At 73.5% G+C, this 25841-nt stretch carries 22 protein-coding genes; 10 read left to right on the top strand and 12 right to left on the bottom strand.

Annotated elements, in window-relative coordinates:
- The first annotated feature begins 2 nt into the window (after positions 1 to 2).
- From AC3EVP_RS32815 to AC3EVP_RS32800, 4 genes are all read left to right on the top strand, one after another.
- Positions 3 to 620 carry a phosphorylase family protein gene (locus AC3EVP_RS32815; RefSeq protein WP_335984170.1) on the top strand — a complete coding sequence of 206 codons (618 nt, stop codon included), beginning with the start codon at positions 3 to 5 and terminating at the stop codon, positions 618 to 620.
- 5 nt (positions 621 to 625) lie between these two features.
- Positions 626 to 1654 carry an adenosyl-hopene transferase HpnH gene (hpnH, locus tag AC3EVP_RS32810; RefSeq protein ID WP_335984169.1) on the top strand — a complete coding sequence of 343 codons (1029 nt, stop codon included), beginning with the start codon at positions 626 to 628 and terminating at the stop codon, positions 1652 to 1654.
- Between the two features lie 129 nt (positions 1655 to 1783).
- Positions 1784 to 3826, top strand: a complete 2043-nt coding sequence (gene dxs, locus AC3EVP_RS32805; RefSeq protein WP_435136307.1) for a 1-deoxy-D-xylulose-5-phosphate synthase — start codon at positions 1784 to 1786, stop codon at positions 3824 to 3826.
- Positions 3823 to 5259, top strand: a complete 1437-nt coding sequence (locus tag AC3EVP_RS32800; protein WP_335984166.1) for an aspartate aminotransferase family protein — start codon at positions 3823 to 3825, stop codon at positions 5257 to 5259. The genes dxs and AC3EVP_RS32800 overlap by 4 nt, the downstream gene beginning before the upstream one ends.
- A gap of 52 nt (positions 5260 to 5311) precedes the next feature.
- On the opposite strand, the gene AC3EVP_RS32795 is transcribed toward AC3EVP_RS32800, so the two are convergent.
- The gene (locus tag AC3EVP_RS32795) at positions 5312 to 6142 is read right to left on the bottom strand and encodes a tyrosine-protein phosphatase (RefSeq protein ID WP_435136303.1); all 831 of its coding nucleotides are present in this window, start codon (positions 6140 to 6142) and stop codon (positions 5312 to 5314) included.
- A 314-nt stretch (positions 6143 to 6456) separates the two neighbouring features.
- Here AC3EVP_RS32795 and AC3EVP_RS32790 point away from each other — a divergent pair, with 314 nt between their 5' ends.
- Entirely contained in the window at positions 6457 to 7275 is an 819-nt protein-coding gene (locus AC3EVP_RS32790; RefSeq protein ID WP_335984179.1) for an SGNH/GDSL hydrolase family protein, read from the top strand.
- A 48-nt stretch (positions 7276 to 7323) separates the two neighbouring features.
- On the opposite strand, the gene AC3EVP_RS32785 is transcribed toward AC3EVP_RS32790, so the two are convergent.
- Positions 7324 to 7782, bottom strand: coding sequence for an ATP-binding protein (locus AC3EVP_RS32785; RefSeq protein WP_335984164.1), 459 nt, complete (start codon positions 7780 to 7782; stop codon positions 7324 to 7326).
- Positions 7783 to 7960: 178 nt separating this feature from the next.
- Between AC3EVP_RS32785 and AC3EVP_RS32780 the strand changes: the two genes are divergently transcribed.
- The 3 genes from AC3EVP_RS32780 to AC3EVP_RS32770 all read left to right on the top strand — a co-directional run bounded on the left by AC3EVP_RS32780 (position 7961) and on the right by AC3EVP_RS32770 (position 9944).
- Complete coding sequence (locus AC3EVP_RS32780) at positions 7961 to 8785, top strand: helix-turn-helix domain-containing protein (protein WP_335984177.1); 825 nt, start codon at positions 7961 to 7963, stop codon at positions 8783 to 8785.
- A 3-nt stretch (positions 8786 to 8788) separates the two neighbouring features.
- A complete protein-coding gene (locus AC3EVP_RS32775; RefSeq protein ID WP_335984163.1) occupies positions 8789 to 9040 on the top strand; it encodes a DUF397 domain-containing protein in 252 nt (83 codons plus the stop codon).
- A gap of 109 nt (positions 9041 to 9149) precedes the next feature.
- Positions 9150 to 9944, top strand: coding sequence for an SAM-dependent methyltransferase (locus AC3EVP_RS32770; RefSeq protein WP_335984162.1), 795 nt, complete (start codon positions 9150 to 9152; stop codon positions 9942 to 9944).
- A gap of 162 nt (positions 9945 to 10106) precedes the next feature.
- On the opposite strand, the gene AC3EVP_RS32765 is transcribed toward AC3EVP_RS32770, so the two are convergent.
- On the bottom strand, positions 10107 to 11135 hold the full coding sequence (locus AC3EVP_RS32765) for a saccharopine dehydrogenase family protein (protein ID WP_435136298.1): 1029 nt from the start codon (positions 11133 to 11135) through the stop codon (positions 10107 to 10109).
- Positions 11136 to 11311: 176 nt separating this feature from the next.
- Between AC3EVP_RS32765 and AC3EVP_RS32760 the strand changes: the two genes are divergently transcribed.
- The gene (locus AC3EVP_RS32760; RefSeq protein WP_435136295.1) at positions 11312 to 13324 is read left to right on the top strand and encodes a M3 family metallopeptidase; all 2013 of its coding nucleotides are present in this window, start codon (positions 11312 to 11314) and stop codon (positions 13322 to 13324) included.
- A 116-nt stretch (positions 13325 to 13440) separates the two neighbouring features.
- Here AC3EVP_RS32760 and AC3EVP_RS32755 read toward each other — a convergent pair whose 3' ends face one another.
- Entirely contained in the window at positions 13441 to 14316 is an 876-nt protein-coding gene (locus AC3EVP_RS32755) for a LysR family transcriptional regulator (protein WP_435136292.1), read from the bottom strand.
- 70 nt (positions 14317 to 14386) lie between these two features.
- Here AC3EVP_RS32755 and AC3EVP_RS32750 point away from each other — a divergent pair, with 70 nt between their 5' ends.
- Complete coding sequence (locus tag AC3EVP_RS32750) at positions 14387 to 15118, top strand: SDR family oxidoreductase (protein ID WP_435136289.1); 732 nt, start codon at positions 14387 to 14389, stop codon at positions 15116 to 15118.
- A 105-nt stretch (positions 15119 to 15223) separates the two neighbouring features.
- On the opposite strand, the gene AC3EVP_RS32745 is transcribed toward AC3EVP_RS32750, so the two are convergent.
- The 8 genes from AC3EVP_RS32745 to AC3EVP_RS32710 form a co-directional block, all read right to left on the bottom strand.
- On the bottom strand, positions 15224 to 16360 hold the full coding sequence (locus AC3EVP_RS32745) for a serine hydrolase domain-containing protein (protein ID WP_435136286.1): 1137 nt from the start codon (positions 16358 to 16360) through the stop codon (positions 15224 to 15226).
- 456 nt (positions 16361 to 16816) lie between these two features.
- On the bottom strand, positions 16817 to 17989 hold the full coding sequence (locus tag AC3EVP_RS32740) for an MBL fold metallo-hydrolase (RefSeq protein WP_335984156.1): 1173 nt from the start codon (positions 17987 to 17989) through the stop codon (positions 16817 to 16819).
- A gap of 97 nt (positions 17990 to 18086) precedes the next feature.
- A complete protein-coding gene (locus AC3EVP_RS32735; protein WP_435136282.1) occupies positions 18087 to 18926 on the bottom strand; it encodes a GNAT family N-acetyltransferase in 840 nt (279 codons plus the stop codon).
- Between the two features lie 123 nt (positions 18927 to 19049).
- The gene (locus tag AC3EVP_RS32730) at positions 19050 to 19556 is read right to left on the bottom strand and encodes an SRPBCC family protein (RefSeq protein ID WP_435136279.1); all 507 of its coding nucleotides are present in this window, start codon (positions 19554 to 19556) and stop codon (positions 19050 to 19052) included.
- A 77-nt stretch (positions 19557 to 19633) separates the two neighbouring features.
- The gene (locus AC3EVP_RS32725) at positions 19634 to 20320 is read right to left on the bottom strand and encodes a GNAT family N-acetyltransferase (protein ID WP_435136276.1); all 687 of its coding nucleotides are present in this window, start codon (positions 20318 to 20320) and stop codon (positions 19634 to 19636) included.
- Positions 20317 to 23358, bottom strand: a complete 3042-nt coding sequence (locus tag AC3EVP_RS32720; protein ID WP_435136273.1) for a glycoside hydrolase family 2 TIM barrel-domain containing protein — start codon at positions 23356 to 23358, stop codon at positions 20317 to 20319. The genes AC3EVP_RS32725 and AC3EVP_RS32720 overlap by 4 nt, the downstream gene beginning before the upstream one ends.
- Positions 23359 to 23449: 91 nt before the next feature.
- Positions 23450 to 25039, bottom strand: coding sequence for a carboxylesterase/lipase family protein (locus AC3EVP_RS32715; protein ID WP_435136270.1), 1590 nt, complete (start codon positions 25037 to 25039; stop codon positions 23450 to 23452).
- A gap of 123 nt (positions 25040 to 25162) precedes the next feature.
- Complete coding sequence (locus AC3EVP_RS32710) at positions 25163 to 25834, bottom strand: GntR family transcriptional regulator (protein ID WP_435136267.1); 672 nt, start codon at positions 25832 to 25834, stop codon at positions 25163 to 25165.
- Positions 25835 to 25841: the final 7 nt, after the last annotated feature.

Below are 25841 nucleotides of genomic sequence, written 5' to 3'. Positions count from 1 at the left end.
TCGTGGGCCCGTCCCGACCCCCGCTGACGGTGGTCTGCGCCCTGCCGATCGAGCGCTTCGCGCTGCGCAGGGGCACCGCCAGGAACACCGCGGAGTTCCCGGTGACCGTGCTGCGTACCGGCATGGGACCCAGGAACGCGGAGCGGGTCGTCGCGCAGGCCCTGAAGGACCCGGCGCTGCACGGGAGTTCCGTCCTGACCACCGGCTTCTGCGCGGGGCTCGCCCCCGGCATGCGGCCGGGTGACGTCGTCGTCTCCGACGACGGTCACGAGAGCGCGACGCTGGCCGCCGCGCTCAAGGCCGCGCTCGCCGACCGGGGTCACACCGTGCACACCGGCACGCTGGCGGAGTCCGATCATGTCGTGCGGGGCGCCGAGCGCGCCGCACTCGCGGCGACGGGTGCCATCGCCGTGGACATGGAGTCGGCCGCGATGCGCCGCGCTGCTCTCGCCGAGGGCGCGCACCGCATCGCGGCGGCCCGCGTCGTCGTCGACACGCCCGAGTTCGAACTCGTGCGTGTCGGCACCCTCCGCACCGGGATCATCGCATTCCGCGTGCTCAGAGATCTTGTTCCCGCCTTTCTCGATTGGCACCGCACTACCGCGCTCCCCTGGAGGTGAGCTAGATGGCCATGCCGCTCCGTCAGACCGTCCGCGTCGCGTCGTACCTCTTCGAACAGAAAATGGTCCGGCGACGCGAAAAGTTCCCGCTGATCGTCGAACTCGAACCGCTCTTCGCCTGCAACCTCAAATGTGAGGGCTGCGGCAAGATCCAGCACCCCGCGGGGGTGCTCAAGCAGCGCATGCCGGTCGCCCAGGCGGTCGGCGCGGTGCTGGAGTCGGGTGCGCCGATGGTCTCCATCGCGGGCGGCGAGCCGCTCATGCACCCCCAGATCGACGAGATCGTGCGCCAGCTGGTCGCCCGCAAGAAATTCGTATTCCTCTGCACCAACGCCCTGCTCATGCGCAAGAAGATGGACAAGTTCACACCTTCTCCTTACTTTGCTTTTACCGTCCACATCGACGGTATGCGCGAGCGGCACGACGAGTCGGTGGCGAAGGAGGGCACCTTCGACGAAGCGGTGGCCGCGATCAAGGAGGCCAAGCGGCGCGGCTTCCGGGTCACCACCAACTCCACCTTCTTCAACACCGACACCCCGCAGACGATCATCGAGGTGCTCAACTACCTCAACGACGACCTGCAGGTCGACGAAATGATGCTGTCGCCCGCATACGCGTACGAGAAGGCACCCGACCAGGAGCACTTCCTCGGCGTGGAGCAGACCCGCGAGCTGTTCCGCAAGGCGTTCGGCGACGGCAACCGCAAGAAGTGGCGGCTGAACCACAGCCCGCTCTTCCTGGACTTCCTGGAGGGCAAGGCGGACTTCCCCTGCACCGCCTGGGCGATCCCGAACTACTCGCTCTTCGGCTGGCAGCGCCCCTGCTACCTGATGAGCGACGGGTACGTGCCGACGTATCAGAAGCTCCTGGACGAGACGGACTGGGACAAGTACGGCCGCGGCCGGGACGAGCGGTGCGACAACTGCATGGCCCACTGCGGCTACGAGCCCACGGCCGTGCTGGCCACCATGGGCTCGCTGAAGGAGTCCATCCGCGCCGCCCGGGAGACCGTCGCCTCCAACCGCGCGAAGTGACCGCCAGGTAACAGCAGTGACGAGCCACCGGCCCGGCCCCCGCGCCCGCCGGTGGCTCGTGTCCGCACTGCCACCGGCCGGTCAGCGGCCGACGATCCACCGCAATCCCGGCAGGAACGAGGTCCACACATGTCGATGCTGGAGCACATCAAAGGCCCGCGCGACCTGAAGGCACTGCCCGACGGCCGGCTCGACGAACTCGCCGCCGACATCCGCCACTTCCTCGTCGACGCGGTCGCCAGGACCGGCGGCCACCTCGGCCCCAACCTCGGCGTGGTGGAGCTGACGATCGCGCTGCACCGCGTCTTCGACTCACCCGCCGACCGCATCCTGTGGGACACCGGCCACCAGGCGTACGTGCACAAGCTGCTCACCGGCCGGCAGGACTTCTCCAAGCTCCGCAGCAAGGGCGGTCTGTCCGGCTACCCCTCGCGCGCGGAGTCCGAGCACGACGTGATCGAGAACAGCCACGCCTCCACCGTGCTCGGCTGGGCCGACGGCCTGGCCAAGGCGAACGAGGTCCGCGGCAGCGACGACCGGGTGGTCGCCGTCATCGGCGACGGCGCGCTGACCGGCGGCATGGCCTGGGAGGCGCTGAACAACATCGCCGCCGCCCGGGACCGCCCGCTGATCATCGTCGTCAACGACAACGAGCGCTCCTACGCTCCCACCATCGGCGGGCTCGCCAACCACCTGTCCACGCTGCGCACCACCGACGGCTACGAGCGCTTCCTCGGCTGGGGCAAGCAGCTCCTCCAGCAGACCCCGGTGATCGGCCAGCCGCTCTACGAGTCGCTGCACGGCGCGAAGAAGGGCTTCAAGGACGCCTTCGCGCCCCAGGGCCTCTTCGAGGACCTGGGGCTGAAGTACCTCGGGCCGATCGACGGCCACGACATCGAGGCGGTGGAGTCCGCGCTGCGCCGCGCCCGCCGCTTCCACGGCCCGGTCCTGGTGCACTGCCTCACCGAGAAGGGCCGCGGCTACGCCGCCGCCGAGCAGGACGAGGCCGACCACTTCCACGCCGTGGGCGCCATCGACCCGGCCACCGGCAGGCCGCTGGCGCCCGCCCAGGGGCCGTCGTGGACCTCGGTGTTCGGCGAGGAACTGGTGGCCATCGGCGCCGAGCGGCCCGACGTGGTCGCCATCACCGCCGCCATGCTCCAGCCGGTCGGGCTGGCGAAGTTCGCCGCCGCCTTCCCGCACCGCGTCTTCGACGTCGGCATCGCCGAGCAGCACGCCGCGACCTCCGCGGCGGGCCTGGCCACCGGCGGGCTGCACCCGGTCGTCGCGGTCTACGCGACCTTCCTCAACCGGGCCTTCGACCAGGTGCTGATGGACGTCGCCCTGCACCGGTGCGGCGTGACCTTCGTGCTGGACCGGGCCGGGGTGACCGGCACCGACGGCGCCTCCCACAACGGCATGTGGGACATGTCGATCCTCCAGGTGGTGCCGGGCCTGCGGATCGCCGCGCCGCGCGACGCCGACCAGCTGCGCGCGCAGCTGCGCGAGGCGGTCGAGGTCGACGACGCCCCGACCGTGGTGCGCTTCCCCAAGGAGACCGCGGGCCCCGCGGTGCCGGCGCTGGAGCGGGTGGGCGGCGTGGACGTCCTGCACCGCCCCGCCGACGGCCTGGCGCCCGACGTGCTGCTGGTGTCGATCGGCGCGTTCGCCGAAACGTGCCTGTCGGCCGCGGAGCTGCTGGCCGGCCGCGGCATCGGCGTCACCGTGGCCGACCCGCGCTGGGTCAAGCCGGTCGACCCGGCGCTGACGGAACTGGCCGCCGCGCACCGGATGGTGGCCGTCGTGGAGGACAACGGCCGGGTCGGCGGCGTCGGCTCCGCGATCGCGCAGGCGCTGCGCGACGCGTCGGTGGACGTACCGCTGCGCGACCTCGGCATCCCGCCGCAGTTCCTCGCGCACGCCAAGCGCGGCGAGGTGCTGGCCGACCTCGGGCTGACCCCGGCGGAGATCGCCGGGTCGGTGGGCGGGTCCTTCCTGCGGCTGGCCGCGCGCACCGCCACGGCCGCCGCGGGGGAGGTCCCGGGCCAGGCCGACCCCGCCGACCCCCGCGGCCGCACCGGTTCCGCCGACCCGGCCGGAGCCAAGGGCGCCGGACCGGCGCATACTTCCGGTGGCAGCACCCCACGCACGCGAGGAGCAGGTGAACGATGACATCGTCCGACCCGACGCCCGAGCCCGGCAGCCCCGCCCCAGGGGCGCAGCCAAAAGGGTTCGACCTCGGCACCCTCCTCGCCGAGCGGGGCGGTGAACGGTACGACCTGCACAGCAAGCACCTGAACCACCAGCTGCCGCGGATGCTGCACACCATCGGCTTCGACAAGTACTACGAGCGGGCCGAGGGCGCGCACTTCTGGGACGCCGACGGCAACGACTACCTGGACATGCTCGCCGGGTTCGGCGTGATGGGCGTCGGCCGCCACCACCCGGTGGTCCGCAAGGCGCTGCACGACGTACTGGACGCGGGGCTGCCGGACCTGACCCGGTTCGACTGCCAGCCGCTGCCCGGGCTGCTCGCCGAGAAGCTGCTGTCCTACACCCCGCACCTGGACCGGGTGTTCTTCGGCAACAGCGGCACCGAGGCGGTGGAGACCGCGCTGAAGTTCGCCCGCTACGCCACCGGCAAGCCCCGGGTGCTGTACTGCAAGCACTCCTTCCACGGCCTGACCACCGGCTCGCTGTCGGTCAACGGCGAGGAGGGCTTCCAGGACGGCTTCGCGCCGCTGCTGCCCGACACCGAGATCGAGGTCGGCGACCTGGACGCGCTGGCCCGCGAGCTCAAGCGCGGCGACGTGGCGGCGATGATCGTGGAGCCCATCCAGGGCCACGGCGTGCACATCCCGCCGGCCGGCTACCTGCGCTCGGCCCAGTCGCTGCTGCGCGCCCACAAGGCGCTGCTGATCTGCGACGAGGTGCAGACCGGCATCGGCCGCACCGGCACCTTCTACGCCTACCAGCAGGAGGAGGGCGTCGAGCCGGACCTGCTGACCGTCGCCAAGACGCTGTCGGGCGGCTATGTGCCGGTGGGCGCCACGCTGGGCCGGGACTGGATCTTCAAGAAGGTCTACTCCTCGATGGACCGGGTGCTGGTGCACTCGGCGAGCTACGGCTCCAACGCGCAGGCGATGGTCGCGGGCCTGGCCACCTTGGCGGTGATGGAGGACGAGCAGCTCGTCGAGAACTCCCGGCGGATGGGCGAGTTGCTGCGCACCCGGCTGGCCGCGCTCGTCGACGAGTACGAGCTGCTCGCGGACGTCCGCGGCCGCGGCCTGATGGTCGCGGTGGAGTTCGGCAAGCCCAGGTCGCTGAAGCTGCGCGGCCGCTGGACGATGCTGCAGGCCGCCCGCAAGGGCCTGTTCGCGCAGATGGTGGTGGTGCCGCTGCTCCAGAAGCACCGCATCCTCACCCAGGTCTCCGGGGACCACATCGAGGTGATCAAGCTGATCCCGCCGCTGGTGGTCGACGAGGCCGACGTCGACCGCTTCGTCACGGCGTTCACCGACGTGATGGACGACGCGCACGGCGGGGGCGGCCTGATGTGGGACTTCAGCCGGACCCTGATCAAGCAGGCGGTCGCCAACCGCTAGGAACCCGCCCCCGTGGCGCCGGCACCGGCGCCACGGGCGGTACGGCCGGGCTTCAGCGGGTGAGCAGGTGCTCCTGGAGCCGGGCCCGGGCCGCGGGCGCCAGCCCCAGGCCCTCTTCGAGGTAGCGGTCCACCGTCCCCCAGCGCTCCTCGATCGTGTCGAACGCCGCCCGCAGGTACTCGATCCGCGCCTCGAAGAGCGGGTCCAGCAGCGCGCTGACGGCGGGGTCGATCGCGGCGCCGGTGCTGCCGTCGCCGCGCACCACCTTGTAGCGGCGGTGCCGGGCGTTGCTCTCCAGGTAGTCCGCCTCGATCGCGGACCGCTCCACGTCGAGGGCGAGCAGGATGATCGCCATGGAGGTGCCGGCCCGGTCCTTCCCGGCGGCGCAGTGCAGCAGCGCCGGCACAGCGGCGGACTCCGCGTCCGCGGCGAGCAGGGCGAGCATCCGGCTGTGCTCCGCGGTGCGGTCCAGGACCAGGCTGCGGTAGGAGGCGGCCATGCGCGCCGCGCCCCGCCCGCCGCCGAGCGCGGCGTCCAGCGCGGCCAGGTCGCCGTTGCGCACGGTGTGCCAGAAGCCGGCGTGCTGGGCGGGGTCGCTGAGCGGGAGGTTGACGTTGCGGGTGCCGGGCAGGGCGACGTCCGGGCCCTCCAGCGCGATGTCGTCGGCGTTGCGGAAGTCGAAGACCGTGTGCAGCCGCAGCGAGGCGAGGAAGTCCGTGTCCCGCGCGTCGGCGTGGGCGAGGTGGCCGCTGCGGAAGAGCACGCCCGGGCGCACCCGCCGCCCGTCGGCGGTGGGCAGGCCGCCCACGTCGCGGAAGTTGCGGACCCCGGTCAGCCGGGGCTCCGGGCCGGTCGTGGCGGGCTGCCGTACTTCCTGCGTCACCCGGTGCTCCCTCGTGTCGCCGTCACCGCGCGCGTGCTCGCCGCACCGCGCGCCCACCGCCGACGATACGGCAGCGCGGGCAAAGGCGTACCGACCGGTACGGGTCCGGCCGTATTCCGCCGGGCGGCCGCGATCCGCGCGCGCCCCGGGTGGGATGAATCACGTGCCGTCAAGCCGTCCTTACGGTCGCGTAGGTCACAGGCGGCGGAGGACAATGCTCCGACGTGGCTGACAATACGCGGACAACAGACGACTACGGAGAGACCGACGCGGACCGGCCGGAGCCGCACCCGCCGACGAGCGTACGGGGCCGCGTGCTCGCGCCCGCCGCGGCCGGGTTCGCCTCCTACGCGGCGGTGGGGGACAGCTTCACCGAGGGGGTCGGCGACCCCGGGCCCGGCGAGGCGTTCGTCGGCTGGGCCGACCGGCTGGCGGGGCTGCTGGCCGAGCGCCGCGCGGCCGAGGCGCCGCCCGGCGACTTCCGCTACGCCAACCTCGCGGTGCGCGGCCGCCTGCTGGACCGGATCATCGAGGAGCAGGTGCCCCGGGCGGTGACGCTCGCGCCCGACCTGGTCACCTTCTGTGCCGGCGGCAACGACATCCTGCGCCCGGGCAGCGACCCCGACGCGCTCGCCGAGCGCTTCGAGGGCGCGGTGGCGGACCTGCGCGCGGTGGTCGGCACCGTGCTGGTCTGCACCGGCTTCGACACCCGCGGGGTGCCGGTGCTGGGCCTGCTGCGCGGCAAGATCGCGACGTACAACGCGCACATCCGGGCGGTCGCGGACCGCTACGGCTGCCCGGTGGTGGACCTGTGGTCGCTGCGGGCGGTGCACGACCGGCGGGCCTGGAGCGAGGACCGGCTGCACCTGTCGTCCGCCGGGCACGCCCGGGTGGCGCTGCGGGCGGCCCAGGTGCTCGGCCTGGAGCCGGCCGCCGACCCGGACCTGCCGTGGCCCCCGGAGCCGCTGCGGGCGCCGGCGCAGGTCCGCAAGGACAACATCCAGTGGGCCCGGGAGTACCTGGTGCCCTGGATCGGCCGGCGGCTGCGCGGGGAGTCCTCCGGCGACCACGTGCTGCCCAAGCGCCCGGAGCTGCTGCCGCTGGCGCCCGGCCGGCTGGAGTCCTGCCGCTGACCGGCCCGCGCCCGGCAGCGCCCGCTGCGCGCCGGCCGCGCCGCTATGTCAACGGGGCGCGTGGTGTACGGCCAGTTCGGCCCACACCACGCGCCCCGCTCCGTCCGCCGCGGGGTCGGAGCCCCAGGCCGCCGCCAGCGCGCTGACCAGCAGCAGCCCGCGCCCGCCCTCCTCGTCGTCGGTCGCCGTACACGGCACCGGGCTCGCGTCGGCGCACCCCTGGTCGGTCACTTCGAGCCGTACGTACGGGCCGATGTCGCGCAGCGCGCACATGATGTGCTTGCTGTCGGTGTGCCGGACCGCGTTGGTGAACAGCTCGGTGACCACCAGGCCCGCGTCGTCCCTCAGCTCGGCGTCGGCGCCCCACTCGCTGAGCCTGGCCCGTATCCGCGCGCGGGCGTCCGCCACGGACGCGCCCATCGCGGGCAACCGGAAGACGTCCTGGCGCGCACAGGCGCGGACGTCCGCCCGGTGTCCGGGCTTGAGGGCGTGAGTAGAAAGGACCACCCCGTAACTATGAGCCCGCCACTGGACACATGGCAAGGTCCGAACTGTAAATTACAGAATCGACAGTGCATGCTGTTCCTGGCGCTGACGTCATGACACACTGCATGTCAGTCAAGGGAGTTGGAGGTTGAGGCACGTGATGGACCCCAGGCCGGGCGGCGCGCCGACGGTCCTGCGCATGGTGCTCGGCAAGCGGCTCCAGGACCTCCGCGAGAAGGCCGGCCTCAGCTTCGAGCAGGCCGGACGCGCCCTTGATGTGACGCACGCCACAATTCGGCGGATGGAAAAGGCCGAAGTCGGGCTGAAGATCCCCTATGTCGAGAAGCTGCTCACCACCTACGGCGTCACCACTCCGGACGAGATCGGCGGCTTCCTCGCGCTGTGCCGTGAGGCCAACCGGCCCGGCTGGTGGCACAACTTCCGCGACGTGCTGCCCGAGTGGTTCAGCGCCTTCGTCAGCCTCGAGGGCGAGGCGTCGGTCATCCGCGCCTACGAACCGCACTACGTCCCCGGACTGCTCCAGGTTTCCAGCTACGCCCAGGCCGTGCTGCGCGCCGGGCTGCCCAACGCCACATCCGAGGAGATCGACCGGCTGGTCACGCTGCGGGTCGAGCGGCAGGCGCTGCTCACCCGCGACGGTGCGCCGCTGCTGTGGGTCGTGATGGACGAGACGGTGCTGCGCCGGCCGATCGGCGGCCCGGACGTGATGCGCGAGCAGCTCGGCGCGCTGATCGACGCCGCCGACCTGCCGAACGTGCGGCTCCAGGTGATCCCGTTCGCGGCCGGGCCGCATCCGGCCATGTACGGGCCGTTCCATATCTTCCGGTTCCAGCTCAAGGAGATCCCGGACATCGCCTACACCGAGAGTCTGGTGGGCGGCGCCTACTTCGACGACCGGGACGACGTGTCCACCTTCCTCGAAGCTCTGGACCGGATGTGCGCGCAGGCAGCGCCGGCACAGAGCACCAAAGCCATCCTCGATGGCATGCGCAAGGAGATCTGAACCATGGATCGCGTCAGCAACGACAGCATCTACAACGGAATGCCCGCCACCGAGCTGGGCAACGACGGCTGGCGAAAGCCGTGGAGCGGCGGCAACGGCGGCTCCTGCGTGGAGGCCAAGCGCCTGGGCGACGGCCGGGTGGCGCTGCGGCAGTCCACCGACCCCGAGGGCCCGGCGCTGATCTACACCAACCACGAGATCACCTCGTTCATCCAGGGCGCCAAGGCCGGCGACGCGGACTTCCTGCTCGGATGACCCGGACGACGCCGATGACCCGCACGACCGGGACGACCCGGATGACCAGCACCCCGCCGGCCCGCCGGCAGCGACACCCCGACCAGGCAGCGACGAAGCGGAGGACCGCGTGACCGACCAGGGCTTTCCCGTCGGGGAGATCGACACCAGCCGTCCGCACCCGGCCCGGATGTACGACTACTACCTCGGCGGCAAGGACAACTACGAGGTGGACCGGGAAGCCGCCGACCGCGTGGTGGACGCCGTCCCGGAGGTCGTGGTCGGGGCCCGGGCGAACCGGGAGTTCCTCCAGCGCGCGGTCCGCCACCTCGTGGAGCAGGGGGCGCGCCAGTTCATCGACATCGGCACCGGCATCCCCACCTCGCCGAACACCCACGAGATCGCCCACTCCATCGCGCCCGACGCCCGGATCGCCTACATCGACAACGACCCGATCGTCGCCACCCACGCCAGCACCCGCCTGCTCGGCACCGGCAACACCGGCTTCTTCCTGGCCGACATGCGCGACCCGCAGACGATCCTGAACCACCCCACGATCAGCGAGCTGATCGACTTCGAGCAGCCGGTCGTGCTGATGCTGGTGTCGGTCCTGCACTTCGTCACCGAGGACGAGGACCCCTACCGCACCGTCGCCACCCTGCGTGACGCGCTGCCCGCGGGCAGCCACCTGATCCTGTCCCACGCCACCGCCGACTTCAACGCCGGCAAGGCCGACGAGGTCACCACCGTCTACCGCAAGGCCACCGCGCTGCTCACCCCGCGCAGCCACGCCGACGTCACCCGGCTCTTCGACGGTTTCGACCTGCTCGACCCCGGCCTGGTCCAGGTCAACCACTGGCGCAACGAGGTGCCCGAGGACACGCCGCCGGTCGGCGTGTACGGCGCCATCGGCCGCAAGCGGTAGGCCCGCAAGGGGCTGGTGCCGCACCAGGACAGGGGCCCTGCCGGGGCGCCCGGACCGTGTCAGGGGAAGGACGCGTCCGAGGCAGCGACCCGACGGGGCCCCACACCTGTTCCCCGCACCTGTGCCCCGGGCTGCCGCGCCCGCCACCGCCCGGCCGCCTGCTCAGCGGCCGGTGTCGACCGAGACGGTCACGTCCTCCAGCGACGCCGCGAAGTCCGCGCCCAGCGCCCGCGACGGGGTCTGGAACCCCGGGGCCAGCTCCGGCAGCCGCTCCACGATCCGCAGCACCGCGTCACTCGTCAGCCGGTACGGGCTCGGCCCGGTCAGCGTCGCGGTCGCCTTGTTCCCCGCAGCGTCGGTGGCCTGCCCCCACACCTCGCTGCGGCCGCCGGCCAGCCGCCGCTCACCCGGCCCGCGCACCAGCTTCCCCACCGCCCCGGACACCGCGCCGCGCAGCGGCCCCAGCCGCACCGCACGGGAGGCGGCCACCACCGCCTGCGGCAGCGCGGTGTACGTGGTGACGTCCGGGATGCCGGTCGAGTGGTAGGCGGTGCTCACATCGCCCCACGGCACCGACACCACCGTCCGCGCACCCGACGGGAAGGCGGCCCGCACCTGCCGTGAGCCCAGCGGCACCGAGCGGATCTCGCCGCCGCTGCGGATACGGCCGCCGTCGGGCGCGCCGGCCACCATGGTCCGGGCGGTGCCCGGGCTCGGCCCGCCGGCGGTCAGGAACGCCAGGTCCAGCTGGGTCGCGTCCGGCAGCCGGGCCGCCAGCAGTGCTGCCACGCAGTCGGTCGGCACCACGTCGAAGCCCGCACCCGGCAGCAGGGTGATCCCCGCGGCCTGCGCCCGGGCGCCGAGCGCGTGCAGCGACTCGAACACGTCGATCTCGCCGGTGATGTCCAGGTACGGCGTCCGCGTCTCCACGCACGCGTGCGCCATCGGCAGCGCGGTGCGCGCGAACGGCCCCGCGCAGTGCGCCACCGCCGTCACGTCCTTCAGCCCGCGGCGGACCGCGGTCGGCTCGGTCAGGTCGAACACCCGGTGCTCCAGGCCGAGTTCCGCGGCGAACGGAAGGAGCTTGGCGGCGTTGCGACCGGCCAGCACGGGGCGCAGGCCCTGCGCGACGGCACGCCGGGCGATCAGGCGACCGGTGTACCCGGTGGCCCCGTACAACAGCCAGGTCATGGAGTGCGATCCTTCCGCGGCGGTGCAGCGAGAGCTGATCGGAACCGTACACGCGCCGTCTGTCGGGCGGCTATCTCGCCGACCGGCAGGTGGACGGCGGGCGGGCGCTGTTCGGACGGCGGGCGGCGTTCGGGATCGCGACGGCGGACGCCGGAGGGGCTGTATAGGGTCGAGAAGTGACCACGAACCCGCTGCTCGAACCGAGCCCGCTGCCGTACGGCCTGCCCCCCTTCGCCGCGCTGACGGACGACCACTACCTGCCGGCCTTCGAGCGGGGCATCGCCGAGCACACCGCCGAGGTCCGGCGCATCGCCACCGACCCCGAGCCCCCCACCTTCGCCAACACCGTGGAGGCGCTGGAGCGTTCGGGCCGGCTGCTGGCGCGGGTGCGGGCGGCGTACGACAACCAGGCGGCCGCCCACGTCACCGACGGCCTGCTCGCCATCGAGGCCCGGGTCAGCGCGATGACCGCCGCCCATGCCGACGAGATCCACCTCGACCCCGCGCTCTACGCGCGGATCGACGCACTGTACGAGGCGCGCGCGGACCTCGGCCTCGACCCGGAGTCGCTGCGGCTGCTGGAGCGCTACCGCACCGACTTCGTGCGCGCCGGGGCGCGGTTGTCGCCGGCGGACCGGGAGCGGCTGCGCGAGCTGAACGCGCGGATCGCCGCCGCCGCCACCGAGTTCGGACAGAACGTGCTGGCCGCGGGGAAGGACGGCGCGCTGGTGCTGGACGACCCCGCGCAGCTGTCCGGGCTGTCGGCCGACGCGGTCGCGGCCGCCGCGGCCAACGCCCGCGAGCTGGGCCGCGAGGGCGGCTGGGTGCTGAGCCTGCGCAACTTCACCAACCAGCTCGAACTGGCGCTGCTGGACGACCGCGACGTACGGCGCCGCCTGCTCGCCGCCGCCATGGACCGCGCCCAGGACACCAACGGCCCGCTCGCGGTCACCCTCGCCACGCTGCGCGCCGAGCGCGCCGCGCTGCTCGGCTATCCCAGCCACGCCGCGTACACCGCCGCCGACACCACCGCCGGCAGCACCGAGGCCGTCACCGACCTGCTGGCGCGGCTGGTGCCGCCCGCCGTGGCCAATGCCCGCCAGGAGGCCGAGGCGCTCGCGCAGGCCGCGGGCGGGCCGATCGAGGCGTGGGACTGGGCGTACTGGTCGGAGAAGGTCCGCAAGGAGCGGCACGACATCGACCAGAACGCGCTGCGCCCCTACCTCGAACTGGAGGCGGTGCTGCGCGACGGCGTCTTCCACGCGGCGCACGAGGTGTACGGCATCACCGTCACCGAGCGGCCCGACCTGGTCGGCTACCACCCGGACGTGCGGGTCTTCGAGGTCTTCGACGCCGACGGCAGCGGCCTGGGGCTGTTCCTGATCGACCTGTTCGCCCGGCCCACCAAGCGCGGCGGGGCCTGGATGAACGCGCTGGTCGAGCAGTGCGGGCTGCTCGGTCAGCGGCCGGTGATCGTCAACAACCACAACATCGCCAAGCCCGCGCCCGGCGAGCCCGCGCTGCTGACGTTCAGCCAGGTCGACACGCTCTTCCACGAGTTCGGGCACGCGCTGCACGGCCTCTTCTCCGACGTGCGCTACCCGTACTTCTCCGGCACCGCGGTGCCGCGCGACTTCGTCGAATACCCCTCCCAGGTCAACGAGATGTGGGCGACCTGGCCGGAGGTGCTGGCGCGGTACGCCCGCCACCACGAGACGGGCGAGCCGATGCCCGCGGGCATGGTCGACCGGATGCTGGCGGCCGCCCGGTTCGGCGAGGGCTTCGCGACCGTGGAGTACCTCGCGGCGGCGCTGCTGGACTGGGCGTGGCACTCGCTGCCGGCCGGCCAGGACCCGGGCGATCCGCTGGAGTTCGAGGCGCGGGCGCTGGCCGCGGCCGGGGTGGACCTGCCGGCGGTGCCGCCGCGCTACCGCACCACGTACTTCACGCACATCTTCGGCGGCGGCTACAGCGCGGGGTACTACTCGTACATCTGGAGCGAGGTGCTGGACGCCGACACCGTCGACTGGTTCGAGACGAACGGCGGGATGCGGCGGGCCAACGGCGAGGTGTTCCGGCGGGAGCTGCTGGCGAAGGGCGGCAGCAAGGACCCGATGGCGGCGTTCGCCGCGGTGCGCGGCCGCGCCCCCCACGTCGAGCCCCTCCTCGCGCGCCGCGGCCTGAACTGACCCCGGCACGCAGGGGGAGGCCCGGGCCGTGCTTCTACGGTGAACTGACGCATGGGGCCGGGGCCGGTCCTGCGCTCCGCGGGGCACTGCGCCGCCGGCGCACGGGCCGCGGACCACTACGTGCCGTCGCACATGCTCGGCGACCCGGCGCTGACGTTGCCCGCCACGGCGGCGGCCGCGCGGACGAAGGCGGCCAGGGCCGGGGAGGTGGCGTCCTCGGGCCAGGCGAGGACGAGCGTGGTGGGCTCGGCATCGTCCACGGGGACGGCGACCAGGTCGTGGCGGAGCTGGTCGCGGATGGAGGAGGGGAGGACGGCGACCATGCGGCGCAGGGCGATGAGGTGGAGGAGCTGCCCGAGGTCGTGGACCTCGGGACCGTGTGAGCCGCCCTCGGATGCGCCCGGCCAGCGCGGCAGGGGCTCCCCGGCGAGGTCGTCCAGGCTGACCCGGGTACGGCCCGCGAGGCGATGCGAGCGCGGTATCACGAGAAGTTGGGTCTCGGTCAGGAGGTCCTGGGTGTCCAGGCCGGTGAGGTCGGGGTGGGGGCGGTGCAGCAGGGCGGCGTCGGCACGACCCTCCCGCAGGAGGGTCTCACGCTCGCCGAAGCTGCACACCAGCTCGACCGGCAGCGCCCCCGGCTCAGCCTGGTAGGCGTCGAGGATCGCGGGCAGCAGGCCGCCGTCGCCGCCCGGCTTGATGGCCAGGACCAGACGCGGGTCGGCGCGGCCGGCCCGCCGGGTGCGGCGCGCCGCGGCCGACGCGGCGTCGAGCACCGTACGGCTCTCGCGGAGCAGGACGGCCCCCGCCTCGGTCAGCGCGACCCGGCGACCGACCCGTTCCAACAGGGCTACGCCCAGCCGCCGTTCGAGCTGGTGAATGGCGCGGGAGAGCGGCGGCTGGGTCATCCCCAGCCGGGCGGCCGCCCGACCGAAGTGCAGCTCTTCGGCGACGGCGGTGAAGTAGACGAGTTCGCGGACCTCCAGTCTTTCCATACCCGCACGGTATCGCTGCGTGCCTGGTCGGTGTTGGAACTCCCGGCCGCCCCCGTGGTGGGCTGGATACATGACAGAAACCACGACCGCCCTGGTCACCGGTGCCAACAAGGGCATCGGGCGCGAGGTCGCAGCCCGGCTCGCCTCGCTCGGCACGAACGTCCTGCTGGCCTCGCGCGACCCGCACCGCGGTGCGGCGGCCGCAGCCGACCTTGGCCCGCGGGTGCACCCGGTCACCCTCGACGTCACCGACCGCGCCGGCGTCCTGTCCGCCGCCCGCTGGATCGAGGAGCGCTTCGGCCGGCTGGACATCCTGGTCAACAACGCCGGCATCTCCGGCGACTCTGCCGCCCAGCGCCCCGGCAGTGCCGAACTGTCCGCTGTACGCGAGGTGTTCGAGACCAACGTGTTCGGTGTGATCAGCGTGACCACCGCGATGCTGCCGCTGCTCGCCCGTTCCCCCGCCGCCCGGATCGTCAATGTCAGCAGCGGACTGGGCTCCCTCGCCCGGATGAGCGATCCCGAGGACTACTTCACCACCCGGCCCCCGTTGGCCGCGTACGTTCCGTCCAAGACCGCGCTCAACTCGCTGACCGTGCAGTATGCCAAGGAACTGCGCAGCCGCAACATCCTGGTCAACGCCGCCGATCCGGGGCCGTGCGCGACCGATTTCACCACCGCCTTCCCCGGCCTCACCCGCACCGCGGCCGACGGCGCGGCCGTGGTCGTCCGGCTCGCCACGCTGCCCGATGACGGGCCGACCGGCGGCTTCTTCGACGAGAACGGCCCGGTTCCCTGGTGAGCTGCCTGTCAGGGAACCGGGGGAGCGGGCGGCGGGGGTCGGCTCGGACGGAGTGGGCGAGCCGGAGACCGCGCCGGCGGGGGCCACCGGCGGCGCGGCCCACCCTCATGCGCAGAGGGCGTTGAGCGCGGCGCCGCCCGTGTCGTTCTGGCCGTTCGTCGGGCCCATCATGTGGAACTCGTTGGCGGCGAGCACCACCTGCTTGGAGCCGTCGTCGCTGGCCAGCCAGATGCTGTGGTACCCGAGCACGTCGCCGTCGTGGTCCCAGGCCCACTGCCCGCAGGGCAGCTGCTGGTGGTAGATGCCCAACCCGTACCCGGCGGTGCCGGTGCTGTCCGTCGGGACGGTCGTCTTGAGCTCGGCCTCCTGCGCGGGCGGCAGGAGGGTTCCGGTGAGCAGCGCCCGGTCGAACGTGGCCAGGTCGTCGAGGGTCGACACGATCGCCCCGGCCGCACCCGAAATCTGTACGTTCGAGGTCGTGACGTCCCTGAGGGCGAGTCCGGCGAACCACTCGTACCCGTGCAGGTAGTTGCCGTGCAGGGTCGGGTCGGTGGTCGGGAAGGTGGTGTGGGTCAGGCCGAGCGGTTCGATGATGCGGTGCTGGATCTCGGTGGCCGGGTCGTTGCCGGTGACGGCCTCGATCACCATGCCCGCCAGCACGTAGTTGGTGTTGGAGTAGCCCCACTTCTGGCCCGGCGCCGAGGTCGGCTTGTGCAGCGCCAGGGCGGCGTCCACCAGGGTCTGCGGCGGGTAGGGCCGGCTGGGATCGGCGTTCGTGTAGTCGGCGAGCTGGAGTCCCAGGTCGTCGATGTAGTCGGGCAGGCCGGAGGTCTGGTTGAGCAGTTCGCGGAGGGTGATCGTCGATCCGTCGTAGCCGTTGGCGTCGACGGCTCCGGGCAGCCACTTGGCGACGGTGTCGTCGAGGGAGAGCCGGTGCTCGCCCTCGAGTTGGAGCAGGACGGTGGCGGTGAATGCCTTGGTGTTGCTGCCGATCCGGAACTGGGCCGTGGGGTCGGCGGGTGCCCCCGTGCTGCGGTCACCCACTCCCGCGTGCACGTACTGGGTGCTGTCGCCCTGGCGGACCAGGCCGATCACGCCGGGGTATCCGTCGGTGACGCCCTGCTGGGCCCCGGCCTGGAGGAGGTCGTACGCGGTCGGCGCATCAGCGTTCGCCGAGCCGACGCCGGCCAGGGTGGCGAGCGCCAGGGTCGCGCCGACGGCGGTCAGACGTAAGAGTTTCATCGGGTTCCTTCATCCGTGTCCGGCCGTGGCAGCGCGACGCGTTGCCACGGCCCCGGGAAGCAGCCGACCGGTCGGCCGGCACCGCGATCCTGGTGTCCCGGCAGCCCGCCGTACCAGGTCACGGCACCGGCCAGATATGACCGGTCATGACGGCATCCGCCTCCCCGCCCCTGGCCAGCGCTCACCCGTCCGCCGGTGCGGCAATTCGGAGTTGCCCGGCGTCCGCCTGGTCCGCGAAGGCGTCGGCAGGTACGTCTGTCAGCATCTGACGGGTGGGCGGCAGATCATGGTGTGCGTACCGGCGAAGCCCAGTCACGTCGGATCAGGTCCATTCGGCCCGGAACGGTCGGCCCTGGATCGCGCGGCGCTTTTCACGGTCGGGGCGGGACTGGGCCCTGCTGGACGAGCACATCGGGACGAGCCGTTCAGCGGTGGCGGGCTACGGTGCGTCGGGGGTCAGGACTCGGTGACCTTGTCCTTCTGTGCCGGGGTCGGCAGGGGCCAGGGGCTCCAGCCGGTGTCGGGGGTGACCGCGACCTCGCGCCACCACGGGTAGGCGGCGGGCGGGTCGGCCGGCTCGAAGGGCTGGCCGACCAGCGGGGTCACCGCCCGCACCCCGGAGTGGTGCGCCGCTTCGAGGGTGCCCTCGCCGGGCTCGGACCAGGGGTGCAGGGCGAGGTTGAAGGTGCCCCAGTGGATCGGCAGCAGCACGCCGCCCGCGGCGTCGCCGCACAGGTCGAGGTGGCTGCGCACGCCCTCCGCCGGAGTCATGTGGATGTCCGGCCAGTACTCGCTGTAGGCGCCGATCTGGATCATCGTGGCGTCGAACGGGCCGTGCAGTCGGCCGATGTCGGCGAAGCCGGGGAAGTAGCCGGTGTCGCCGCTGTGGTAGATGCGGTGGACGCCGTCGGTGGCGACCCACGACGCCCACAGGGTCTGCTGCCGGCCGCGCAGGCCGCGCCCGCAGAAGTGCCGCGCGGGCGTGGCGGTCAGGGTCACCCCGGCCACCTCGGTCGACTCGTGCCAGTCCAGCTCGCGCAGCCGGTCCGCGGGCACCCCCCAGTGCTCCAGGTGCGCCCCGACGCCCAGCGGTACGACGAACACCGCGCCGCCGCGGACGAGTGCGACGATCGTCGGCATGTCCAGGTGGTCGTAGTGGTCGTGGGAGATCACCACGGCGTCGATGCCGGTCAGGTGCTCCAGCGGGACCGGCGCCGGGTGCAGCCGCTTCGGCCCGGCGAACGCGAACGGAGAGCACCGCTCGCCCCACACCGGGTCGAACAGCACCCGGCGCCCGCCGATCTCCGCGAGCACCGAGGAGTGGCCCATCCACGTCAGCCGCAGCCCCGACGCCGGCCGCTTCGCCAGGTCGGCGAGCGTCGTCGGGTACAGCGGCACCGGCCGGGCCGGCTTCCGCGCCTGCCGCGCGTCCTTCCGCAGGGTCTCGGGCAGCGCCTTGACCATGCTCCCGCTGGGCGTCGAACTGGCCGGCACCGGATTGACGAAGGCCCCGTCGGCGTAGTTCGGTGAGGCGAGCATGCGTTCCAGCCGCGCACCCACGGGGTCGGCCCCGAACGGTGCGGGCCGCAGCTTCACGAGTCGGGACGGCTGTCGGCGGACACCGCTCACGGCTCCTCCTGGCGATCGTCGAACGGCGGAGTAACCGCCTCCCCTATTATGCGTGGCCTTACCCCGAACCTTTCCCCCGAACCCGACCCGCTGTCGATCACCCGAAGGCGACGACCAGTTGGTCCCGCACCGGGACGTACCCCAGCCGCCGGTAGACGTGGTTGCTCACCGGGTTGGCCAGGTCGGTGAAGAGCAGCACGTCCTCCGCCCCGGCGTCCAGCGCCGCCTGCGACACCGCTGCCGTCACCGCGCCCGCGTAGCCGCGGCCGCGCAGCGCGGGCGGGGTGTAGACGGCCACCACCCGGATCGCGCCGTCCTCGGGCGAGGTGCTGCCCGCCATGGCCGCCGGCTCGCCGTCCACCTCCCACAGGGTGCGGCCGCCGCGGCGCAGGGCGTCCGGCACGCCGCGCGCCATGTCGTCCGCGGGTGCGCCGATGTCGCGGGCGAACTCCGTGTGCCAGCGCAGCAGCAGGTCGAGGTCCGCGGGCCCGGCGATCCGGGCCCGGCCGGGCGGCGCCGGGTCGCGCGGGGTCAGCGCGGCCAGCCGGTGCAGCCGCTCCTCGCGCACCACCCGGGGTACGGCGCCGGTCCGCTCCTGCCAGGCCGCGCCGAACGCCCGCACCGTCTCCGCCTCGCCCCGCGCGCCCTCCAGCGGGCCGTCCCAGGCGGCGGCCAGCTCCCGCGCGGCTTGCTCGGGGCCGCGCGCGAGCAGCGGCGGGTGCGGCGGGGTCTGGAGGAAGGCGGCCTCCACCGGGCCCTGTCCGCCTTCCCGCCACCAGCCGAACAGCGGCGGCCGCGGCCCGTAGGCGTCGGTGCCGCGGCGGGCCAGGGTGCCGCAGACGGTGCGCAGGACGGTGTGCTCCGCGGGCCGCCGCTCCAGGAAGCCGCCCGCCGCGGCGGTGAAGTGCGGCAGCGACGGTGTGATCGTCCATCCCATCGCCCCATCGTGTCCCGGCCGGCCGGGTCCGCGCACCGGGATTTCGCCGGGCCGCGGAGCCGCGGACGCCAGGCCCTACGGCGGGCCCTACGCCAGGCACCACGCCAGGCACCATGTCAGTCCCTACGCCGGGGGCGGGGGCTGCACGGCGTCGGCGAGGCGGGCGAGGGTGGCGGTCATCGCGGGGGCCCAGACGCGGCCGTCCTCCATGCCGGCGCGCTCGTCGGCGGGCACGCGGGAGCAGTCGTAGGACTCGGTGACGAGGGTGGCGCCGGGGCCCGCGGGGGCGAGGGTGTAGGTCCAGCGGTGGCCCCAGCGGCTGTCCGGGACGTCGGAGTGCGGGTGACCGCGGCCGGGGGCGGGCTCCCAGGCGATACGGCGGTCCTGTTCGTACTCCACCACGTGGTTGTCCATTTCGTAGTGGCCGTGCTGCGCGAAGAACATGCGCATCGTGAAGACGTCGCCGACGCGGGAGACGGGGGTCTCGGTGACGGCGCCGCGCAGCATGCCGGAGCCGTCGAGGTCGGTGTGGCGGGTGGGGTCGGTCAGGACGCGGAAGACGGCGGCCGGCGGAGCGGGGACCACCAGGGAGACTTCCACGGGTTCGTAGCGGGACGCGTTGTCGGTCATGGGTGCGCACCTCCTGCCGCCGAGCGTAGGCGCGGCCACTGACAACGGCCGCGCCCACGCCGGGGGCTGAGGGCGGGTCAGGACGTGGCGCGGCCCAGATAGGTGAGCGGGCCCGGGTCCGGCACCGCGATCTCGTGGAAGCCGAGCCGGTCGTAGAAGGCGCGGGCGGCGGTGTTGGCGGTGAGCATGCCCAGGTGCACCGCCGGGACGCCCTGCGCGGCGAGCGCGGCCAGGAAGGCGGTCATCAGCTGCCGCCCGTACCCCGAGCGCTGCACGTGCGGCAGCAGGTCGATGTGCAGGTGGGCCGGGTAGGCGGCGAGCGCGGGTACCACCATCCGCTCGGGCGTGTGCAGCAGCGCGGCCATCGCCTCGGCGGGCGTGTCGGGTCCGCCCCCCGCGGCAGCCCCGCCCGAAGCCGAGCCCGACGCCCCGTCCGAAGCCCCGCCCGCGGCCCCCTCCACCGGTGCGGGCCAGCGCGCCGCGACGCCCGGCAGCCACTCCGCCCGGAACCGCTCCACGAACCGCGCCGTGTCCCCGGTGCCGAGGACGTATCCGACCGCGCGCCCGTCGCCGTCGTCCACGACGAACGTCAGCGCGGGTTCGAGCACCGCGTACGGCGCCGCGAAGATCGCGCCGAGCAGGTCGCGGTCGGCCTCGGCGTACGACGCGGTGGCGTCCTGCCCGGCGTCGGCGGTGCGCAGGCACACGTCGTACAGCGCGGGCAGGTCCGCGGGGCGGTAGGGGCGGACGAAGGGGGCGGTCACGGTTGCTCCGGGGTGTCGGCGGCGCCGGCCGGGTCGCCGGCGCGCAGCGGGGTGAAGGTGAAGGAGAACGCGGACGGTACGGCGTCCAGCCGGAAGTCCGGCAGCACCTCCGGTCCGCAGGCGTGGCTGCCCACGCCCTGGAGCCCGTGGTCCAGGTGCAGCCACAGCACGTCGCCGCGCACCAGCTCGTAGGTGTGCTCGGCCGCCGCGAGCTGCTCGGTGGACCAGGGCCGGGCGGTGAACCAGAACGGCGGCGCACCGGCCACCCGCAGGCCCGAGCCGTCGGCGGCGCGCAGTTCGGCCCACCGCACGTCGGCGCGGGCGCCGTTCTCCTGCGGGCGCACGTAAGGCGTCTGGAGCGCGGCCACGGTCGAACGGTACCGGCCCAGCCGTGACGCGTCGCGGGTGTCGGGGTACGCCTCGCCGGGCCCGCCGCCGTACCACTCGACGGCGTCCAGTGCCGGGCTCAGGCCGAGCCGGACGCCGAGCCGGGGCAGCGGCAGCGTCCAGGGGCCCTCCGGGACGACCTCGACGTCCAGGGCGAGCGCTCCGCCGGCCGCGCGCCAGCGGTACACCGTGCGCAGCCCGAGGTCGGAGGCGGCCGGGGCGACGCGGGTGCTGACGGTCAACTCCGCCTCGCCCAGCGCCACTTCGTCGACGCGGTGCTGCATCCGGTCGAACCCGGCCGCGCGCCACATGTGTTCCAGCCGCCCGTCCGGGTGCCACTGCGTGCCCCGGTCGTTGTCGATCGGCGCGCGCCACACGTCCAGCCGCGGTCCGGCCGCCAGCGCGACGCCGTCCAGCCGGCGCAGGGTGCCGGCGGTGTCGAACAGGCCCGGGCCGAGCCGGATCAGGCCGTCGTCGGTCCGGTGCGGGCGGTGCGGTGCGGCGGCGGCCGCCGGGGCCTGCGGGGCCGGGGCGGGCGGGCTCGGCACCGCGAACTGCTGCCAGGCCACCTCGTGGCCGGCCGGCGCCCACGCGGTGTCCTCGGCGAGCACCGCGCGCACCGTCCAGCACGCCTCGGCGCCGAAGGGGCCGAAAGGGTCGAAGGGGTCGGCGGGGTCGCCCGGATTCACCAGGTCCGCCGGATTCACCGGGGCCGGCGCGTCCGGCAGCGCCACCTCCGCGCTCTGCCCGGGCGCCAGCGCGGGCACCGCGAGCGGCCCCTCGCCGGCGCACTCGCCCGCCACCTGGTACACCCACCGGAACGCCAGCCCCGAAAGGTCCGCGACGTCATGGCGGTTGGTGACCCGCACCACGCCCCGCGCCAGGTCCGCGGTGAAGGCGACCGGCTGCACCACCTTCTTGTACTCCAGCAGGCCGGGGGAGGGCGTCCGGTCCGGGAAGACCAGCCCGTCGCAGACGAAGTTGCCGTCGTGCAGCTCCTCGCCGAAGTCCCCGCCGTACGCGAAGTACTCCGTGCCGTCCGGGGTGCGCGCTCGCAGCCCCTGGTCGATCCACTCCCAGACGAAGCCGCCCTGGCAGCGCTCGTACGTCTCGAAGATCTGCTGGTACTCGGTCAGGCCCCCCGGGCCGTTGCCCATCGCGTGGGCGTACTCGCACAGGACGAACGGCATCGCCCGGCGGCGCCGGTCCAAGGCGGCGTCGGGCAGCGGCGGTTCGGCGCGGCGGCCGATCAGTTCGGTCTCGGCGTGGTCGGCGTACATCCGCGAGTAGACGTCCACGTCCGGGCAGGACCAGTCGCCCTCGTAGTGGATCGGGCGGGCCGGGTCGCGCTCCCTGATCCAGCCGGCCATCGCGGAAAGGCCACGGCCGGTGCCGCACTCGTTGCCCAGCGACCACATCACCACCGACGGGTGGTTCTTGTCGCGCTCGACCATCCGGGCCGCCCGGTCCAGGAGCGCGGGGGTCCACCGGTCGTCGTCGACCGGGTTGCCGCGCCAGCCGACCTCCTCGAAGCCGTGCGTCTCCAGGTCGCACTCGTCGACCACCCACACGCCCAGCTCGTCGCACAGGTCGAGGAAGGCCGGGTGCGGCGGGTAGTGGCTGGTGCGCACCGCGTTGATGTTGTGCCGCTTCATCAGCACCAGGTCGCGGCGCATCGTCTCCAGGTCCACCACGCGGCCGTGGTCCGGGTCGAACTCGTGGCGGTTGACACCGCGGAACAGTACCCGCCGGCCGTTGACCTCCAGCACGCCGTTCTCGACGCGGACGGTGCGGAAGCCGATCCGCAGCGGGATGCGCTCGCCCTCGGTGGCCAGTTCCGCGTCGTACAGCCGCGGCCGCTCCGCCGACCAGGGCTCGACCGGCACCACCGCGGTCTGCCCGGTCGCGATGTCCAGGCCCAGTTCGGGCACGGTCACGGTGCCCTGCGGCGCGCAGTCCACCCGCAGCGAGCCGTTGCCGGTCAGGTGGTCGTACTCGCAGTGCACGAAGTAGTCCGCGACGGCGCCCTCGGGGCGCTCGATCAGCGTGACGTCGCGGAAGATGCCCGGCAGCCACCACATGTCCTGGTCCTCCAGGTAGCTGCCGGCCGACCACTGGTGCACCCGCACCGCCAGCACGTTGCCGCGCGGCCGCAGCACCTCGCCGACCTCGAACTCCACCGGCAGCCGGCTGCCCTTGAAGGTGCCCAGCTCCTGGCCGTTGAGCCAGACCCGGGCGCAGGAGTCCACCCCGTCGAAGCGCAGCACCGCCGCGCCGCCCGGCCAGTCGCCGGGCAGGTCGAAGGCGCGCAGGTGGTCGCCGGTGGGGTTGTCCGTCGGCACCCGCGGCGGGTCCACCGGGAAGGGGTAGCGGATGTTGGTGTACGCCGGCCGCCCGTACGCCCCGTCCTCGCCCTGGAGCGGCCAGTGCGAGGGCACCGGCAGCACGTCCCACCCGGAGGCGTCGAAGCCCGGCCGGGCGAAGGACTCGTCCGCGCCGTCGGCCGTGGGCAGCAGCCGGAACCGCCACGCGCCGCCCAGGTTCACCCGGCGGGCGTCCGACACCCCCGTCCACGCGCGCGGCGGCAGCGCCCCCGTCCCCGGCCCCGGGTCCTCGTAGTACGGAAGCGGCCCGGACGGCGCCTGGTGCATGCTGCTGCTCCTCATGATCCCCTCGAACGGACGTACCGACCTGCGACGTCGATTCTTCGTCAGGGCCGGCCGGCCGCGCCACCGGGGGTGGTCACCAGGGCTGCTGGGTGGCGAAGAAGCGGCGCCAGAAGTCGAGCCGGGCGGGGTCGGCGATGGGCACGGGGGCGAAGTGGGTGCCCAGTTCCATCACGGCCGGGGCGTGCGGGCTGTAGGCGGGCCAGTGCGGCAGGCCCGGGCCGTTGGGGTCGCCGGTGGCGGCGAAGTTCGCCCAGTAGGCGGAGACGACGGCGGCGACACGGTGGTCCTCCTCCGTCCAGGGGGCGCTGCCGGGGTCGAGGTTGTCGAAGACGAACTCGATCTCCGAGCTGTGCGAGGCACGGCGCGGCTGCTGGCCCAGGGCGGGGGAGGGGTGGGTCCAGAAGTAGGTGTAGACCGGCCGGGTGGCCCGGGCGGTCCACTGGGTGCCCCACAGGTAGGTGGATATGCGGGAGTTGTCGTGGACGGCGGCGTTGCTCGCTCTGGCCGCCTCGTCGTCGGTGCCGGCCGGGTACAGTCGCAGGAACTCCTCGGCCATCGGCCCGAACTTCCGCCGGGCCGCGGTCGTGAAGGACTCCAGCGTCACGTGCACCGGCGGCGCGCCGGGTACGGCCACTGGGCGGGCCCGGTGCTCGGCGAACACCGACTCCGGGACCGCGCCGCTCTCGTGGAGGTTGTTGCCGGTGAGGTAGGCGACGTCGTTCTGGAGGCCGGCGGCGTACGTCTCGTCGTAGCCGTGCGGTAGCACCCAGCCGTCGACGACCGGGCGGAACATCGGCGGTTTGCCGGCGCCGCCGCTGTCCACCTGCTCGTCGAAGGCGGGGCGGCCGTCGACGAGTTTCGGCCAGGGCAGGGCCCGCAGGTCGGCGAGCGAGCGGGCGCCGTGCTCGCGGGCGTAGGTCTCCCCGGACTTCTCGGCGTCGGCGAGCGTCCGGTAGGAGGTGGCCAGGTAGCGCAGTTCGGGGTCGCGGGCGTAGCGGGTGTGGCTCTGCGCGATGGCGCGGTGGAACAGCCCCTTGGCCAGCGGCGACATCGCCAGGAAGTTGACGGTCCCGGCGCCGGCGGACTGCCCGGCCACGGTGACCCGGCCCGGATCGCCGCCGAAGGCCGCGATGTTGTCGCGCACCCAGCGCAGCAGCGCGATGGTGTCCAGCAGCCCGTAGTTGCCCGACCCGCCGTGCTCGGACTCCGCGCTCAGCTCGGGCGTGGCGAGGAAGCCGAAGGCGCCCAGCCGGTAGTTGAAGGTCACCACGACCAGGCCGTGGCGGGCCAGGCCCTCCCCGTCGTAGCGCGGGTGCGCGCCGGTGCCGGCCCGGAAGCCGCCGCCGTAGACCCAGACCAGCACCGGCAGCGGCCCGCGCCGCGCCGCGTCGGAGGGCGTCCACACGTTGAGGTAGAGGCAGTCCTCGCTCATCGGCAGGTCGATGCCGGCCCGGGACGCGTCGCGCGGCGACTGCGGGCACATCGGCGCGAACGCACCGGCCTTGAGCACCTCCGGGTTGCGGGCCGGCGGCTCCGGCGGCCGCCAGCGCAGCGGCCCGACCGGCGGAGCGGCGTACGGGATGCCCCGGTAGACGGTGATCGAGCGGTCCCGGCCGGAGATGCCCTCGACCGGGCCGGACTCGGTCTCGACTGGTGCGCTCATGGGTCGCTTCTCTGCCTCTCCTGGGAAAGGGACGTGGGGGAGTCCGGCTGCGGAGAGCGGCGGACCGGGCCGCGCGGGTCTGCCCGCACCGCGCGGCCGCCTCGAACTGCCGTGGCCGCGACGCTACTTGAGCACGAGCGCATGCCGCGCGGTGGCCACGTGGTGGCGCATCGCGGCGGTGGCCGCCGCCGGGTTGCGGGTGACGATGGCGAGCAGGATCGCCTGGTGCTCCTCGTAGGACCCGGCCCTGGGGTGGTGCGCGGACAGGTTGCGGTACTGCCGCATCACCAGCGGGTAGAGCAGCGTGTCGTAGGCCCGGGCCAGCGTCTGCTGGTGCGCGGCGACCTTGACCTGCTGGTGGAAGCGCCGGTTGCCCTGGGAGTACGTCGCCTGGTCGTCGCGTGCGTGCGCGTCGGCCATCTCCTCCAGCGTGGCGCGCAGCCCGGCGATCTCCTCGTCGTCGGCCCGCTCGGCCGCGAAGCCGGCGAGCGCGGACTCCAGCATCTCGCGGGCCTCCAGGATGTCGCGGGCCTCCGCGGGGGTGAAGTTGCGGGTGCGCACCCCGCGGTTGACCTCGCTGGTGACGTACCCCTCCTGCGTCAGGCGGGCCAGGACGGCGCGCATGGTGCTGCGCGAGACGTTGAACATCCGGGTCAGGTCGGCCTCGGTCAGCCGGGTGTCGGGTTCGATGCTGCCCGACAGCAGCAGGGTGCGAAGTTCCTCGTAAGCCTGGCTGGACCGGGTGGCGGACGTCCTGCTGTCGTCCGCGGCACCGCCGTTGCTGCTCTGTTCCACCGTGATC

The sequence above is a fragment of the Actinacidiphila sp. bgisy144 genome, assembly GCF_057708105.1.
This window is presented reverse-complemented; position numbering and strand designations above follow the sequence as displayed.